General features: G+C 47.5%; 13 protein-coding genes and 2 pseudogenes. 8 read left to right on the forward strand and 7 right to left on the reverse strand.

Translation table 11 applies throughout. The features are described 5' to 3' along the window. Position 1: 1 nt before the first annotated feature. Both DRI82_RS13510 and DRI82_RS13515 read left to right on the forward strand, forming a co-directional pair. Positions 2–1,177, forward strand: a complete 1,176-nt coding sequence (locus DRI82_RS13510; RefSeq protein WP_114194434.1) for a fimbrial protein — start codon at positions 2–4, stop codon at positions 1,175–1,177. A gap of 144 nt (positions 1,178–1,321) precedes the next feature. Further along, positions 1,322–1,894, forward strand: a complete 573-nt coding sequence (locus DRI82_RS13515) for a helix-turn-helix domain-containing protein (protein WP_157968070.1) — start codon at positions 1,322–1,324, stop codon at positions 1,892–1,894. Between the two features lie 109 nt (positions 1,895–2,003). Here the strand turns inward: DRI82_RS13515 and DRI82_RS13520 are convergent, their stop codons facing one another. From DRI82_RS13520 to DRI82_RS13545, 6 genes and pseudogenes are all read right to left on the reverse strand, one after another. Beyond that, the gene (locus DRI82_RS13520) at positions 2,004–2,993 is read right to left on the reverse strand and encodes an aldo/keto reductase (protein WP_114194436.1); all 990 of its coding nucleotides are present in this window, start codon (positions 2,991–2,993) and stop codon (positions 2,004–2,006) included. Positions 2,994–3,031: 38 nt separating this feature from the next. Next, positions 3,032–3,397: pseudogene (locus DRI82_RS13525) on the reverse strand (aldo/keto reductase); the annotation flags it as partial. Continuing rightward, positions 3,396–3,545: pseudogene (locus tag DRI82_RS13530) on the reverse strand ((R)-mandelonitrile lyase); the annotation flags it as partial. The pseudogenes DRI82_RS13530 and DRI82_RS13525, both read right to left, overlap by 2 nt. 53 nt (positions 3,546–3,598) lie before the next feature. Then, positions 3,599–4,012 (reverse strand): carboxymuconolactone decarboxylase family protein, encoded by a 414-nt coding sequence (locus DRI82_RS13535; protein ID WP_114194437.1) that lies wholly within the window; start codon positions 4,010–4,012, stop codon positions 3,599–3,601. A 186-nt stretch (positions 4,013–4,198) separates the two neighbouring features. Further along, positions 4,199–5,644, reverse strand: coding sequence for a heavy metal sensor histidine kinase (locus DRI82_RS13540; protein WP_245956840.1), 1,446 nt, complete (start codon positions 5,642–5,644; stop codon positions 4,199–4,201). Positions 5,645–5,655: 11 nt separating this feature from the next. Beyond that, entirely contained in the window at positions 5,656–6,348 is a 693-nt protein-coding gene (locus DRI82_RS13545; RefSeq protein WP_114194438.1) for a heavy metal response regulator transcription factor, read from the reverse strand. A 265-nt stretch (positions 6,349–6,613) separates the two neighbouring features. Between DRI82_RS13545 and DRI82_RS13550 the strand changes: the two genes are divergently transcribed. The 4 genes from DRI82_RS13550 to DRI82_RS13565 all read left to right on the forward strand — a co-directional run bounded on the left by DRI82_RS13550 (position 6,614) and on the right by DRI82_RS13565 (position 10,195). After that, positions 6,614–7,741: an alpha/beta hydrolase gene (locus tag DRI82_RS13550; protein WP_425452657.1), complete on the forward strand. Its 1,128-nt coding sequence runs from the start codon at positions 6,614–6,616 to the stop codon at positions 7,739–7,741. Between the two features lie 180 nt (positions 7,742–7,921). Next, positions 7,922–8,587: a flavodoxin gene (locus tag DRI82_RS13555; protein WP_114194439.1), complete on the forward strand. Its 666-nt coding sequence runs from the start codon at positions 7,922–7,924 to the stop codon at positions 8,585–8,587. Between the two features lie 14 nt (positions 8,588–8,601). Next, the gene (locus DRI82_RS13560) at positions 8,602–9,330 is read left to right on the forward strand and encodes a DUF4405 domain-containing protein (RefSeq protein WP_114194440.1); all 729 of its coding nucleotides are present in this window, start codon (positions 8,602–8,604) and stop codon (positions 9,328–9,330) included. Positions 9,331–9,397: 67 nt separating this feature from the next. After that, positions 9,398–10,195, forward strand: a complete 798-nt coding sequence (locus tag DRI82_RS13565; RefSeq protein ID WP_157968071.1) for a glycoside hydrolase family 16 protein — start codon at positions 9,398–9,400, stop codon at positions 10,193–10,195. A 120-nt stretch (positions 10,196–10,315) separates the two neighbouring features. On the opposite strand, the gene DRI82_RS13570 is transcribed toward DRI82_RS13565, so the two are convergent. Next, complete coding sequence (locus tag DRI82_RS13570) at positions 10,316–10,720, reverse strand: Exc2 family lipoprotein (protein WP_114194442.1); 405 nt, start codon at positions 10,718–10,720, stop codon at positions 10,316–10,318. 993 nt (positions 10,721–11,713) lie between these two features. Here DRI82_RS13570 and DRI82_RS13575 point away from each other — a divergent pair. Next, entirely contained in the window at positions 11,714–12,217 is a 504-nt protein-coding gene (locus DRI82_RS13575) for a CS1 type fimbrial major subunit (protein ID WP_114194443.1), read from the forward strand. A 357-nt stretch (positions 12,218–12,574) separates the two neighbouring features. Then, positions 12,575–13,515, forward strand: a 941-nt coding sequence (locus DRI82_RS13580) for a TcfC E-set like domain-containing protein (RefSeq protein ID WP_211317661.1), incomplete at its 3' end; no start/stop codon positions are given.

Genomic DNA, 13,515 nt, shown 5'->3' on the forward strand with positions numbered 1-13,515 from the left:
AATGAAGAGAATAATACAGAGTACTTTCGGGCTGCTTTTACTTCTGGCAACCACTGAAACCACATGGGCTGCGATCGTCTGTACACCAATGAATGGCTCACCGCGAACCGATATCGTTCAACTGAGCCCGGGCAATATTTCAGCGGGTGAAGATATTCCCCTGGGAACGGTGATTTATCAGGGGCGCTGGTATAGCGGTGCTATCGTTGGTAAAAGTGTCATAAGTTGCGCATCACCTGTGGATACCTCGTTTTGGCTTAATGTTGCCTGGGGTCTCGAGAATGCACCTTTGCCGCTTTCCTCTTGGACGGGCAGTTCTTTTGGTAGCGCGGTGTACGAGACGGGTATTCAAGGCGTAGGCATTGCAATTTCGCAAGGCAGTGATGGCCGTGGGGCAACATTGGGACAACCGGTTTATAAATACCCCAACGATTTTAACACTCTATTAACGTCGGGATTTTATCAGCCTTATTTGGCTGATAACAACATCTTTGTTTCGCTGATTAAAATCGGTCCCATGAACGCGGGAAGTCATAACCTTGAAGCAGTGAAACTGCCCAGCGCCAATATAACGCTTATTAATCCGCTGAGGCATCCGATAACATCGACTGGGCTCCCCATCAAGGCGATTATCGTCAAGTTTCAGGGACAAATGACGGTAAATACCCAAACCTGCACCACGCCGCACGTAAATGTTAATTTGGGGAGTTATGATATACAGCATAATTTTACCGGTACAGGCTCAACAACGCCGTGGATTGATGCATCGATCATGTTGACCAATTGCCCTAAATTCTATGGTTTTTATAATGCGGCCAACAGCACGCTCATGTTTGACTACAGCACCGGCAAGGGAATAGTCGCGACATCAACAAGTAATAGTATTGGTGTGCGGTTGACACCCGTAGGCGATACTATTAATTCAGCCAATGGGATCATGGCTATTGACCCGACAGTCTCTGGTGCCGCATCGGGCGTGGGTATACAACTCGGGTGGGGATCAAATAGCCAAACACCAATACTGTTTGATTTTTTAGCAGAAAAAACCATGACGCTACCTAAAGACGGTACCTCGACGATCCGCGTGCCGCTGTCGGCCCGCTATATTCAAACGGCGACAACACCGACGCCGGGAAAAGCGAATGGCAAAGTGGAGTTCACCATTAACTATTATTAATAAATAAAAGACGATACCAGCAAGATAAAGCGTCTGCGTATCGTCACTTATTATAAAAACTCAATACATGGGGGGTATTGGCAACGCTGTCTGAGTAGTGTTGCTATCAATGGATATCAGGGTATCTAAAAAAGGACTATGGATATGACCATAAATATTAATATAGTGACTGAAAACGCCTATTTTTATATCGGGATTAAGGAACATCTCCAGGACGATGACTGGATGGTGAGCAGGATCAATCCGGATGAATTAAAAAACCTCCCAGGAAGCAGATTTAAGGAGGAGGATATCTTTATTTTTTACACGTCAAATTATCTTGATGAGCTTTCCTTCCTGATTTCAAGGGATTCTTTCGCAGGGCGGCTGATTTTCATTCCAACGAACAGCAAGGTAAAGTTTAATAGCGCCTTTAGGAGACATACTTTTCTGGATGCTTATGCCGGCATTGAAATTATTAGGGATAAGATAACTAAAAGTCAGGTAGATGAGGTCTCTGCATTGGATTTTATGCGAGATAAATTGACCGAAAGAGAAAAAGTCATCCTGCTTCATACCATTAATGGAATGAATGCCTACTCCATTGGTCAGTTTTTGCGTATTTCAATAAAAACAGTGTATGCACACCGACGCAATGCTTTCCTTAAACTGGGTGGAAGGAATATGTTTGAAGTATGGCCGGTGAGAAAAGAAATTCTAAGAACGGCAATTTTTTGAACCGGGGTCGACGGTTAGTCCCTGAATTTTCGGTGTAAAAAAACAGTGATGATCCCTGTGGCGCCCATCAATAATAGATGGGCATCAACGTTAGGGTATTTCTCCGTGATTAACGTCCGACTCGCGCCTGCAATGCGGCAGGATAACGTTCCCCTTCAACGTGAACGGTTTCCAGGGCGGCGGTAATACTTTGAAGATCGCGTTCATTCAGCACTATCTCAACCGCGCCGAGGTTTTCTTGCAGGCGGTGGAGCTTGGTTGTTCCCGGGATCGGCACGATCCAGGGTTTTTGCGCCAGTAACCATGCCAGGGCAATTTGTGCGGGTGTGACAGCTCTTGCGCTGGCAATGCCATTGAGCAGAGCCACCAAGCGCTGGTTCGCGTCGAGTGCTTCGGTAGCAAAACGCGGTACCTGGCTTCTGAAATCGTCATTGCCAAACGTGGAACCCGCCTGAATCGTCCCCGTTAAAAAACCTTTGCCCAAGGGACTGAACGGAACGAAACCTATACCAAGTTCTTCAAGCGTTGGCAGGATCTCCTGCTCGGGTTCACGCCACCACATCGAATACTCACTCTGTAACGCAGTGACCGGTTGAACGGCGTGGGCCCGACGGATGGTCTGCGCGCCCGCCTCTGACAAACCGAAGTGCTTCACTTTCCCTTCCGCAATCAGATCTTTTACTGTCCCGGCAACGTCTTCAATAGGCACATCCGGATCAACGCGGTGCTGGTAGAGCAAATCAATCACATCCGTTTTCAACCGGCGGAGGGAACCTTCAACGGCCATGCGGATATGTTCGGGGCGGCTGTTCAGGATTTGCTGTTTGTTGTCCTCACCAAAGGTAAAACCAAACTTTGTGGCAATCACTACCCGATCGCGCACAGGTTTCAGCGCTTCACCGACAACGTCTTCATTGATATAAGGCCCATACACTTCAGCGGTATCAAAAAAGGTGACGCCGCGATCGACAGCGGCTCGAATCAACGCTATCGCCTGACGGGTGTCAGTTGCAGGGCCATAACCATGACTCAGCCCCATGCATCCCAATCCTAATGCAGAGACTTCAAGACCTGAGTTGCCAAGAATACGTTTTTGCATGTGATGAATCCTTCTTGTGGAACGGAATTTGTTGGTGATTAAACATCCAGTTTCCGATGGGCCAGCCACTCAACCATTGCCGGATCGCGATGGGAAAAGAAGGCACTGGTGGCCGTATCCATTGCCGCTATCTGCGTCATTTCCATCGCGCTGAGTTCAAAATCCAGGATGTTGAAGTTTTCTATCATGCGTTCTTTGCGAACGGATTTAGCCAGCGAAACAATGCCACGTTGGTAGATCCAGCGCAGGATTACCTGGCCGACACTCTTGGCGTATTAACTGGTGTCTTGCAGCCAGAGCTTGGTGGTAACAAAGAGTTCATTGCGTGCAATACCGCTCTGTTTCAGTGCATTACCCACTTGTGTCTCATTCTGATAAGAGGCGGCGGTATCGATTAGGCGGTATCTTTGCCGTACCGGTAAAATACTCTGGTGCACCAATAGTTGTGGGTTGTGAGCCCGCAGGACTGACAGTCACCGCCTCCTGCGTTGCGGCGATAGCCTGCGTTCCAGGCAGTAAAAGTGCAGCGAGTTTGATAAGGAAAACTTTCATATTCAATCCATCCTTTAACGCGTGAGATCCAATTAATCCATTGAAGATAAAAATTATTTCCCTTCTTTAAATACCTCTTTTGCAATGGAGATCGCTGTTACCGCTGTCGGCCAGCCTGAGTAGAAGGCAAGCTGGGTGATAGCTTCAACCAACTCTTCCTCTGTGACACCGTTCTGACGAGCGAGACGCAGATGAGATCGCAACTGGTCGGGGCGATCCATCGCCACCAGTGCACTGACCGTCACCAGACTCCGGTCACGCTTGGAGAGCTGCGGGCGCTCCCAGATATCGGCATACAGGACATCGTCAGTGAGTTGCGCCATCTTGGGGGCGATATCACCCATCAACTGCTGCGCCCGTGACGGTTTCTTTTCTGTCGTATCCTGCGCGTAGGCGATGGAGGCGATTGAACCCGCAAACAGGATGGAGGTGCAAAAAAGAGACTGCTGAATCATTTTTTTCATCATTCATTCCTTTGTTATTGGCACTGTGAAAAAGAGTATGTCGTGTCATTCAGAATGAATTGAGTTTACCGGAGGGTTCATGTCGTCAGGCTGACAGTACCCTGACATGCTTGTCAGAATTCCCGTCAGCGATATTTTCGATATGTGAATTGTTGAGGAATTCACACGTAACTTTGCTATTCGGCGATATTAGATTTTAACCTGTTCGGCTATGCCAGACTTCACAACGCGGTCAGTGCCTTTTTCTCTCCCAGTAGAAACATTTCCCATTGCGAGGGTCAGGCCAAAGGTATTAATTCCATTCTGGCTACTGGCAAAGACATCTCCCCGATGCATGATCGCCACCGCCCTGACTATTGAAAGCCCGAGTCCATGGTGTGTATCACTGCGGGTACGGGAGGGATCCGCGCGATAAAAACGCTCAAATACCCGTTTCAGGTGTTCCGTAGCAAGGGGTTCCCCAATATTGGCGACCGCTATTGATGCCAGATCATTCTCTTTTGCGATTGTCACCGTAACGGTGGTGCCTGGAACAGCATGGCGGGCGCTGTTCTCCAGCAGATTCGCCAGAGAGCGGTGGAACAGTCGCCGGTCGATACGTGCAGTGATATCCCCCTCCACATGGATAGACAGGTTTTTTTCCGCAAATGAAGGTTCTACGTATTCCGTGGTCTTGTACGTCTCTTCACGAAGGGAGACTTCCGTTAACTGGGTTGCGTGTTCCCCGGCCTGGGCATGGGAAAGGAACAGCATGTCGTTGACGATTGAAGTCATGCGCTCAAGCTCTTCCAGATTGGATTCCAGCAACTCCTCAAGTTCATGCGTTTCGCGTTGACATGACAGGGCCAGTTGGGTTTGTCCCATGAGGTTGGTCAACGGCGTCCTCAGTTCGTGTGCGACATCGGCATTAAAACTCTCAAGCTGTCGCCAGGCAATTTCCTGCCGTTCGAGCACACCGTTGAACGCGACGGCCAGCTTTTGCAATTCATCCGGCAGGGTAGAGGTATCCAGACGCTGTCCGTGATTCCCGGGAGCAAGGTGATGTGCCTGATCGCTAAGTTTGTTGACGGGTCGCATGCCTATTCTGGCAATCACAAATCCCAGCAGGGCCACCAATAAGACGCCAATCGCGCTAATGACGATCAGCGTGCGGGTAAATTCATTCAGGGTACCCATATACGGCGTGGAGTCGATGGCAACCACATAGCGCAAAGCGGGGCGCTCACCCTGGGCCGGAATTTCCGACATCAGCAGGAACAGAGAGCATGACTCTTCTGTTGCTCCGGGAACTTTACTGAATCCGTTGCTCAGCGAAGCCCAGGTTACGCCGCTTGGCGGTGGCCCGCCCACCTGAAGTTCAGGGTTATCACTGAGGATCCAGTACTGCACGCGTCCACCTTCAGCCGCGGCCAAATCGGTGAATTTAGCTGCCAGTGTCTGCCAGCCATCCAGCGTGATGCGCGAGAGGATCCAGGGCTCAATCAGCGACTCCCTGAACTGCAATTCGTTATGCATCTGCTTTTGCAATGAGTCATGCAGGGAGCCCCTCAGCACAATACCGAATGCTGAGACTATCATGACGGAGGCAAGCGCAAACATCAGCGCCAGCCGTCCTGAGATGGAACGTTTAATCATGACAATCCTCTCTATTTTGTCTGGTGCTCGGGGCGGGTTTCAAGGACATACCCCATGCCGCGTACCGTATGCAGCAGTTTGACCGCGTAGGGCGCATCAATTTTCGCCCTGAGACGTTTTATCGCCACTTCAACGACGTTGGCATCGCTGTCAAAATTCATGTCCCAGACCTGTTCTGCAATCATCATTTTTGACAGAATTTCTCCCTGATGTCTGGCCAGCAGGCTCAGCAGGGCAAACTCCTTTGCCGTGAGCTCAAGACGATCCCCGGCTCGGGTGACGCGTCTTGCCAGGAGATCGAGATGCAGATCGTTAATATGTAATTGCGTGACATCCGCGCCGTCGCTGGGACGACGCCTCAACAACGCCTGTATACGGGCAACCAGCTCAATCAGGGAAAAAGGTTTAGGCAGATAATCATCAGCGCCATGGCGCAACCCCTTGACGCGCTCATCCACGGAACCACGCGCAGATAACATCAAGACGGGAGTCTGCTTGCTGGCCCGCAGGCCCTGCAGAACACTGTAACCATCCATGCCGGGCAGCATAACATCCAGCACAATCGCATCGTAATCGTACTCGAGAGCCAGATACAGGCCCTCCGTGCCGTTGGCCGCGATGTCTACGGTAAAGCCCAACTCACTGAGTGCGCGATTGATATAAGAAGAGGTTTTCTCCTCATCTTCCACCAAGAGTAGCCGCATGTCTGTTTCTCCCTTTGCCCTGCGGGCAATATTACGCATGTTACTGCTATTTTACCCATGCTCGACCAACACCAGACTGACATTTCCCTGACATTTTTGTCAGGGAAAAATTTCTCTCCACCTGACAGAAATGTTATCTGGCCGTCATGTTGATGTCAGCGCGTCACTCCTAAACTCCCTCTAAGCCTGTTCCCCTAACGAATAAGAACCAGGAGAGCATCAAGGTCATACGTTGTTTATTTTCCATATCTGGAGGGTTTTATAAATGAAACACAACGTTTTCAACGCACCATCGGTTTTTATAACAGCATCGGTTTTTAAAACAGCTTCGGTTTTTAAAACAACTTCGGTTTTTAAAACAACATTGTTAGCGGCAGTTATCACTCTTTCAACAGGGGGCGCAATGGCAGCAGACTATAAATCAAATCCGTTTACGTTGACCTATGATGGCGCGATTACCGAAAATGTGAAAGGTAAAGTCAATATTCATCCGGTCACTTACAAACTGAATGGTTTGGACATTGCTGCCAACGTATATACCCCTGCGAATTATGACCCCGCTAAAAAATACCCGACCGTGGTGGTGGCTCACCCCAATGGCGGCGTGAAAGAACAGGTTGCTGGTCTGTATGCCCAGCGTCTGGCAGAACAAGGCTACATCACCATTACTGCGGATGCGGTGTTTCAGGGTGCAAGCGGCGGTTTGCCCCGTAATGTAGACAAACCGGCTTACCGGATTGAAGACATACACGGCATGGCAGACTTCATCACCCAATATCCCGGTGTGGACACGGTCCGTTTAGGTCTGCTGGGTATTTGTGGTGGGGGAGGCTACTCCTTGAAGGCCGGGCAAACCGATAAACGCTTCAGCGCCATCGCCACGTTGAGCATGTTTGATTCCGGTTTGGTAAGGCGTAACGGCTATCAGGATTCGCAGATATCCACGATACAAGAACGTTTAAAGCAAGCCTCTGATGCGCGAGCAAAAGAAGCGGCGGGCGGTGAAGTGACCTATGTCGGGGATGCCAAACTGACGGACGAGCAAATTGCCAAGCTGCCGTTTGACCTCTATCGGCAGGGTTTTGAGTACTATGGCAAGACGCACGCTCATCCCAACTCAACCTTCAGATACACCGCCAGCAGTTTGCTCGACTTAATGAGATTCGATGCGGCAAGCAATATGGATTTAATTGATAAGCCGTTACTGATGATAGCAGGCAGTAAAGCCGATTCCCTGTATATGAGTGAAAAGGCATTTAAAGGTGCCAGCAATGCGAAAGATAAAGAACTGTTCCTGATTGACGGTGCCACCCATATTGAAACCTATTGGAAGCCGGAATATGTGAATCAGGCGATGGGTAAACTGGATCAGTTCTACGGGAAAAACTTATAAGAAAAAACGTTGTTGAATCATCTTTTACCCAGCGCCAACTCTAGCGCAGAGATGTATACCGTCGTAAGTCATGCCGGATGCCACCGTTATCTCTGTGGCATCCGCACGGTAAGTTTTACGGCTGAACCACGAAGAAAATTGTTAATAACGAATAACTCACTTTAACCCTTGGCGAACGCTATGAATAAATTACGATTCACTTCACTGACTAAACATCTGCTTATATTTCTGGCGATTGCTTTCAGTAGCCTGAGTGCGCTAGCCGAGGCGGCAGACAACAATGCCCGGCGGATCCTGATTGTCTATTTTTCTCAACCTGAGGAGGTGAAATTAGACGGGGTGGATGGTGTTTCAGGTGCGAGCATATTGCAAAAAAACAGTGTTGTTATGGGAAGTACCCAGTATGTGGCCCAGATTATCCAGAAAGAAACCGGTGGTGATTTGTTCCGCATTGAAACGGTTAAACCCTACCCGCGCCAGCATGACCCCTTATTGAAATATGCTGAACGAGAACTGAAAGACGGGGTTCGGCCAGTACTGAAAGCCAAAATACAAAATCTTGCTGACTATGACCAGATTTTCATTGGTTATCCCATTTGGTGGTACAAGATGCCGATGGTGATGTACAGCTTTTTTGAACAGCATGATTTTAGTGGAAAAACGCTTATTCCTTTTACCACCCATGGCGGCAGTCGATTCTCTGACTCTCTGCGCGAAATCAAACGCCTTCAGCCCAACGCACAATTGCTCATGCAGGGCCTCGCCATCTCAAGAGATGATGTGACAGATGATGATACGCCAAAGGAAATCATTGACTGGCTAAATACATTACCGAACATGCCGTGATAGCAGGCCAGTGAATGAAAGCAAAATATAAACTCCAGGTGGTGCAGGACACAGTGATGATGATTATTCTGTTATCACTGATGGGCTTTCACCTGTGGGGAGAAAGTACCCATGAGTGGTTGGGCATTGCATTTTTATTGTTCATCTTGCTCCATAATGGCCTGAATTTTCAATGGTTCAGGAAACTCTCCCAGGGAGAATATTCTGCTTTCAGGCTCATGCAAGTCACCGTTAATCTCTTACTGATACTGCTACTTTCATCCGCCATTATCAGTGGGCTGATGCTTTCAAAGCATGTATTGCCCGATTTGCCGATTCACAGTTCATCCGATGTCGTCAGAAAGATCCACATGACCAGTGTTCATTGGGGGCAAATTATCATTGCCGTTCATTTGGGCATGCACTGGAAAATGCTGGCCAACTTTTTTTGTAAAGTCTGGAATATTTCGCCCTATTCTCTTCTGGCGACACGTCTGATGCCCGCTTTTTTCCTCAGCATTGCCGTTTACGGCCTGCATGTTTTTATTCATCGCAACCTGCTGCCCTATCTCCTCATCCAGGTGGACTTTGCTTTTTTCGACTTTGAAGAGTCAAAGAAACTTTTCTATCTGGATTTCTTTGCCGTTACGATTTTATTTGCCTATCTCACACGCTTATCTCTCTGGCTTTTTCTTTTTCGTAATCAACGTATTAATAAAAATAACAGGACCAAAAGACCTGAATTAACTCCCCCAAAAATATGATTTGGTTAATTTACGCCAGGGATTATTATTTAGCCTCAGGTAACGTCTTTACTTCAGGCAGATGAGAATGAAAGTAGCACCCTGCAAAATCATTGATGGAAAAACATACACGCTGGAATTTTATGATGGCTTTGATCGCGGCTATATCGAGGAAACGCACTGGCTTCCCTATTACCTCCCTCAGTGGAGCAGTCGGGAATTGTCTGCGCCTCGATTCGAATTTTCTGATGATGGATTTGTTCTGAAAATTCAAAAAGATCAAAAACCGTGGTGCCCGGAGTTCAACGGGAATGTCAGGGTTTCCTCGTTACAAACAGGGGTTTACTCCGGTTCAGTTGGCTCACGGATTGGACAGCATCGCTTCTCGCCGCAATGTCTGGTACGCGAAGAACAGATTGCTGAGAAAAAGTACCTTCCCCGCTATGGCTATCTCGAACTGCGAGCCAAATGTAAGATTTCAGCGAACAATGTCGCGGCCTTATGGCTGATAGGCTATGAGGATCTGCCGGAGAGATCGGCAGAGATTTGTATCTTCGAGCTCAAAGGCACGAACGTAAATGACGAATGCGCCAAAATTGGCTATGGCGTACATCCTTTTGGCGATGCGAGAATTGTCGAAGAGTTCTACGAAGAGACCTTTGATCTTGATGTCACAATATTCAATACCTATGCCATTGAGTGGACAGGTGAAAAAATTGATTTCTTCATTAATGACCGAAAAATAAGAACCATCAGTCAGTCACCCGGCTATGAAATGCAACTGATGTTAAATCTCTACGATCTTGAAAATCGTAATGCCGAGAATATGTCTTTTTTCATCGACTATATTGCAGGATTCCATCACGAAGCTGTCGTGAATGGTTGAGGGTAAAAAAAGTATCAATCGTTCAGGCGCGGGATCTGGCTTCTATAGAAAATAATCTTTGGCCTGTGCTGGCATAGGATCTATGCCAGCGCGTAAGTCAGTGAATTGGAATTGTCTTACTTAATTATTATTGAAGCCATCCCAGTAGGCATCAATGCATTCCTTGATCAAAAGTTTCTCTTTTTTGGCATCTGAACCCATGGAGTAACTTTTTCCCATAAATATATGATAGCGCTCAGTATTGGAGTGACTTTCGTTATTCAGTAATTCCGTGGTTTTGGTTTTTGCATCCGCGAGAGACATGCCAGCGGCACGATCCTTCTTACCTTCCTGATAGAAACCCTCAAAGACCGGTGCCATGAGTTTCACCGAACCCGAGATATCAGTGCGGAAGTTTGGATCAAAATCATCTTTTGCCTTATAGATATAGCTCCGTGCATGACGTTCTGCGCTAGTTTGGGGAGTGCATGCGCTCAGTAAGATGAGACATGCTAACCCGGTAACATGCAGACGTTTCCCTTTCATTTTAATCCCTCGCAATTCCTGTGCCTGACGTTGTTAGTCTATCAATGTTATTAATATATAATCGTAAAAACAATTGCATGCAATAAGTTAGCCGACTTTTTGCATAGTTTTGCTCGATGATCCGATCAGCGGTTTCACATTGAACTGAGAGGGCATGCTGAGGGTCTTTCTACAAAACTGCGATTCCTTAAACCTGGTGGCAGTTTTCGCCAATCAGGTAGGTGGAGAGCATATCCCATAAAATATCCTGATATTTCCCCATTCATTTCCCTCTACTTTGTCATCCCGAACCTGCCCCTCCTTTTTAATCGAGTGGGCGGGTTTTGTCTCAGTGGTAGCGGTATACACATTTTCATTCTGTAACCGCCGTTTATGCTGAGGCATTTTTTCTCTCCGATAGCGACCTCCGTGAGCGATAAACAATGTAAATTGATCTACTCTTGCTTTTGTGGATTCTATGGTTTCTCATTGAATGCATAGTGCGTCAAATGGCGATTGACGATGTTTATCCCTAAAAGTCAGATGGATCGACATCACACAATTTCTTCCTTTCAGGGAAGGAATATCCCTATCATTTGTAAAGTTTTTAAAAAAACGACTTAAATTGATGTGAAATGAGTTTTCCTGTTTTTCTGAGATAAATCATAGAGAGTGGCTCTGGGTAAGGTTTTGTAGGTTTTTTCTTGAGAAAATTCCTAATTTTTTTGCTGATGAAATAACAAACACGCATAGTCTATAAACAAAACGCATCTCCCTCGGACTAAGAATTTTCTCTATGATGAAGCCATTGGTACATAAACTGACTTATATTGGTGACATTTTTTACGGCTTTTATAGTTAACCTCTGAGTCTGAATCTGTTCATTTATGGATTGCTTCCAAATAACCTTTTCCAAAGGGTTATTTGAATAAAGTTCATTATGGAACGGATAATTATTGGCGTTTCTTAATGATTAAGGGCGTCGTACTAATTGATATAATAAGGGAAGTTATAATGAAAAAGATTCTTCTGTCTGTTGTTGCCGCTGCAATTCTGTCTACCGGTATGGCGCATGCCGCTGATGGCGTGGAAAAAAAGATTAACCTCGTTGCTACCATTAACGACGCAATCTATGTTTCCAAGCCTGATGGCAAATCCTGGTATACTACAGAAGAGCTTTATGCCAAGGACTATACCCAGACTGAATTTGCATCAAACGTTCTGCCAGTGCGTATTTTCAGCAAAGCTGAAAAAGTAGCTGTTTCTCTGGTGCAGGCGGTTGTTATTCATAAGGATAACGGTGCCGAGTTCCAGAACGTTGTAGTCAACTTCGCGGGTGCAGAGCTGCCTGAACCGGGTAATGTCACGACCATTACCCAGACTACCTCGTTAAACGGCGGTTATGACAACATCTATGACCTGCAAATCCTGGCTGATGCACCTGGCGCCTCGACTGTTGAGTCAAACAATGGCCAATACCAGGGTGAACTGGTCATGCTGTTTGAACCTACGGTATAATCTGATCTTGCTGTAATATCCTGAGCAATGGTTTTGATAATAATAGGGTTATGCATAATGACCCTATTATTTATCTCAATGGGTATCGTGTCTCCTCTTACAGTGTTTAGGTTAAAGCCAGGAACCAGGCATTAATTAAAGTACCGTAAACATATTAACAGATATTGCCAGTTTACTTACGATCTGACTCATCATTGGGATCCAATACGGCATATGGGTTAATTATTATATTGCTTATTAAGCCCTTTATCCTGGTTGGTTGTTATTATGTTAATTATTAAGAGTGCCAGTTCTGTCGATTGTTAACACATTAATTATTGGCAGTGTTGTTTACTCTACTTATGGAACGGATTCTCCATGGCAAAAGTTATCTCAGGATGGGCAACTTCCTTATTGCTATTGGCACCGTCAGCCGCAACATATGCAAATGATGTCCAGATTGAATATCAGGTGCCCGCAGGGTTTTCCGAATCCGATCAGGACAAATCCATGCAGTTTCTGGCCACACTGGACGGTACGCCGTTGCCAGGGCCGGTAAGCTGGTCTATAGAGAAAAATCAGCTCACGTTTGATGAAAACCTTTACCGCCAGAACGGTATCTCAGCCGGGCAGATCGCTACGCTGAACAAGGTGCTCCCCCAAATTCCCTATGCCGTCTGCGAAAATGGCTGTGACTACACCCTCAGTGGCCAGAACGTGTCGCTGGACAAGGTGAAAAAGTCCCTGACCATCAGCAATGGCAGTTCGCGCTATGTCCAACCCGTGACCATGTTGAGCTTTATCCACAACCAGTCGCTGGATTTGCGTGCGTCTTCGCAGGAATACCGTGCGGTGTCCGCTTTCGGCCAGGGCTACCTGGGGCTACCCGCGCAGAGCTACGGCTACCTGAGCTGGTACTACAGCCAGAACCGAAACTACAACACCCGACAGACAGATCAGGGGATCAGTACCTGGTATCTGCAGAAAAACTTTGCCTCCACCTACCTGCGCGGTGGCCGTCAGGACACCCGGGATGCGGCGGCGGGCAGCGTCAATACCTCGCTGAACCCGAGCTTTGACCAGTTTGTCACCCTGGGCAGCCAGGACAACCTCAACCAGGATAAAAAATCAGCCGGCAAGCTGGTGCTGTTCGCCACCAGCGACGGTGACTACGAGTTCTACCGCGACGGGCGGCTTATTCGCCGGGTACCGGCGGTGATTGGCCGTAACGAGATTGACTACAACCTGCTGCCCGGCGGCTTCTACAGCGTGGAAATCCGCCTGGTGAACCGCAACGGGCAGGTGCTCAGCCGTGAGAA

This window comes from Edaphovirga cremea (genome assembly GCF_003332275.1).
GTDB lineage: Bacteria > Pseudomonadota > Gammaproteobacteria > Enterobacterales > Enterobacteriaceae > Edaphovirga > Edaphovirga cremea.

Bases quoted from the DNA above. Each gene is read 5' to 3' on its own strand.
- DRI82_RS13515 (WP_157968070.1), top strand. From the start codon at position 1,322: ATGACCATAAATATTAATATAGTGACTGAAAACGCCTATTTTTATATC.
- DRI82_RS13570 (WP_114194442.1), bottom strand. From the start codon at position 10,720: ATGAAAGGGAAACGTCTGCATGTTACCGGGTTAGCATGTCTCATCTTA.
- DRI82_RS13565 (WP_157968071.1), top strand. From the start codon at position 9,398: ATGAAAGTAGCACCCTGCAAAATCATTGATGGAAAAACATACACGCTG.
- DRI82_RS13510 (WP_114194434.1), top strand. From the start codon at position 2: ATGAAGAGAATAATACAGAGTACTTTCGGGCTGCTTTTACTTCTGGCA.
- DRI82_RS13555 (WP_114194439.1), top strand. From the start codon at position 7,922: ATGAATAAATTACGATTCACTTCACTGACTAAACATCTGCTTATATTT.
- DRI82_RS13540 (WP_245956840.1), bottom strand. From the start codon at position 5,644: ATGATTAAACGTTCCATCTCAGGACGGCTGGCGCTGATGTTTGCGCTT.
- DRI82_RS13560 (WP_114194440.1), top strand. From the start codon at position 8,602: ATGAAAGCAAAATATAAACTCCAGGTGGTGCAGGACACAGTGATGATG.
- DRI82_RS13550 (WP_425452657.1), top strand. From the start codon at position 6,614: ATGAAACACAACGTTTTCAACGCACCATCGGTTTTTATAACAGCATCG.
- DRI82_RS13535 (WP_114194437.1), bottom strand. From the start codon at position 4,012: ATGATGAAAAAAATGATTCAGCAGTCTCTTTTTTGCACCTCCATCCTG.
- DRI82_RS13520 (WP_114194436.1), bottom strand. From the start codon at position 2,993: ATGCAAAAACGTATTCTTGGCAACTCAGGTCTTGAAGTCTCTGCATTA.
- DRI82_RS13575 (WP_114194443.1), top strand. From the start codon at position 11,714: ATGAAAAAGATTCTTCTGTCTGTTGTTGCCGCTGCAATTCTGTCTACC.
- DRI82_RS13545 (WP_114194438.1), bottom strand. From the start codon at position 6,348: ATGCGGCTACTCTTGGTGGAAGATGAGGAGAAAACCTCTTCTTATATC.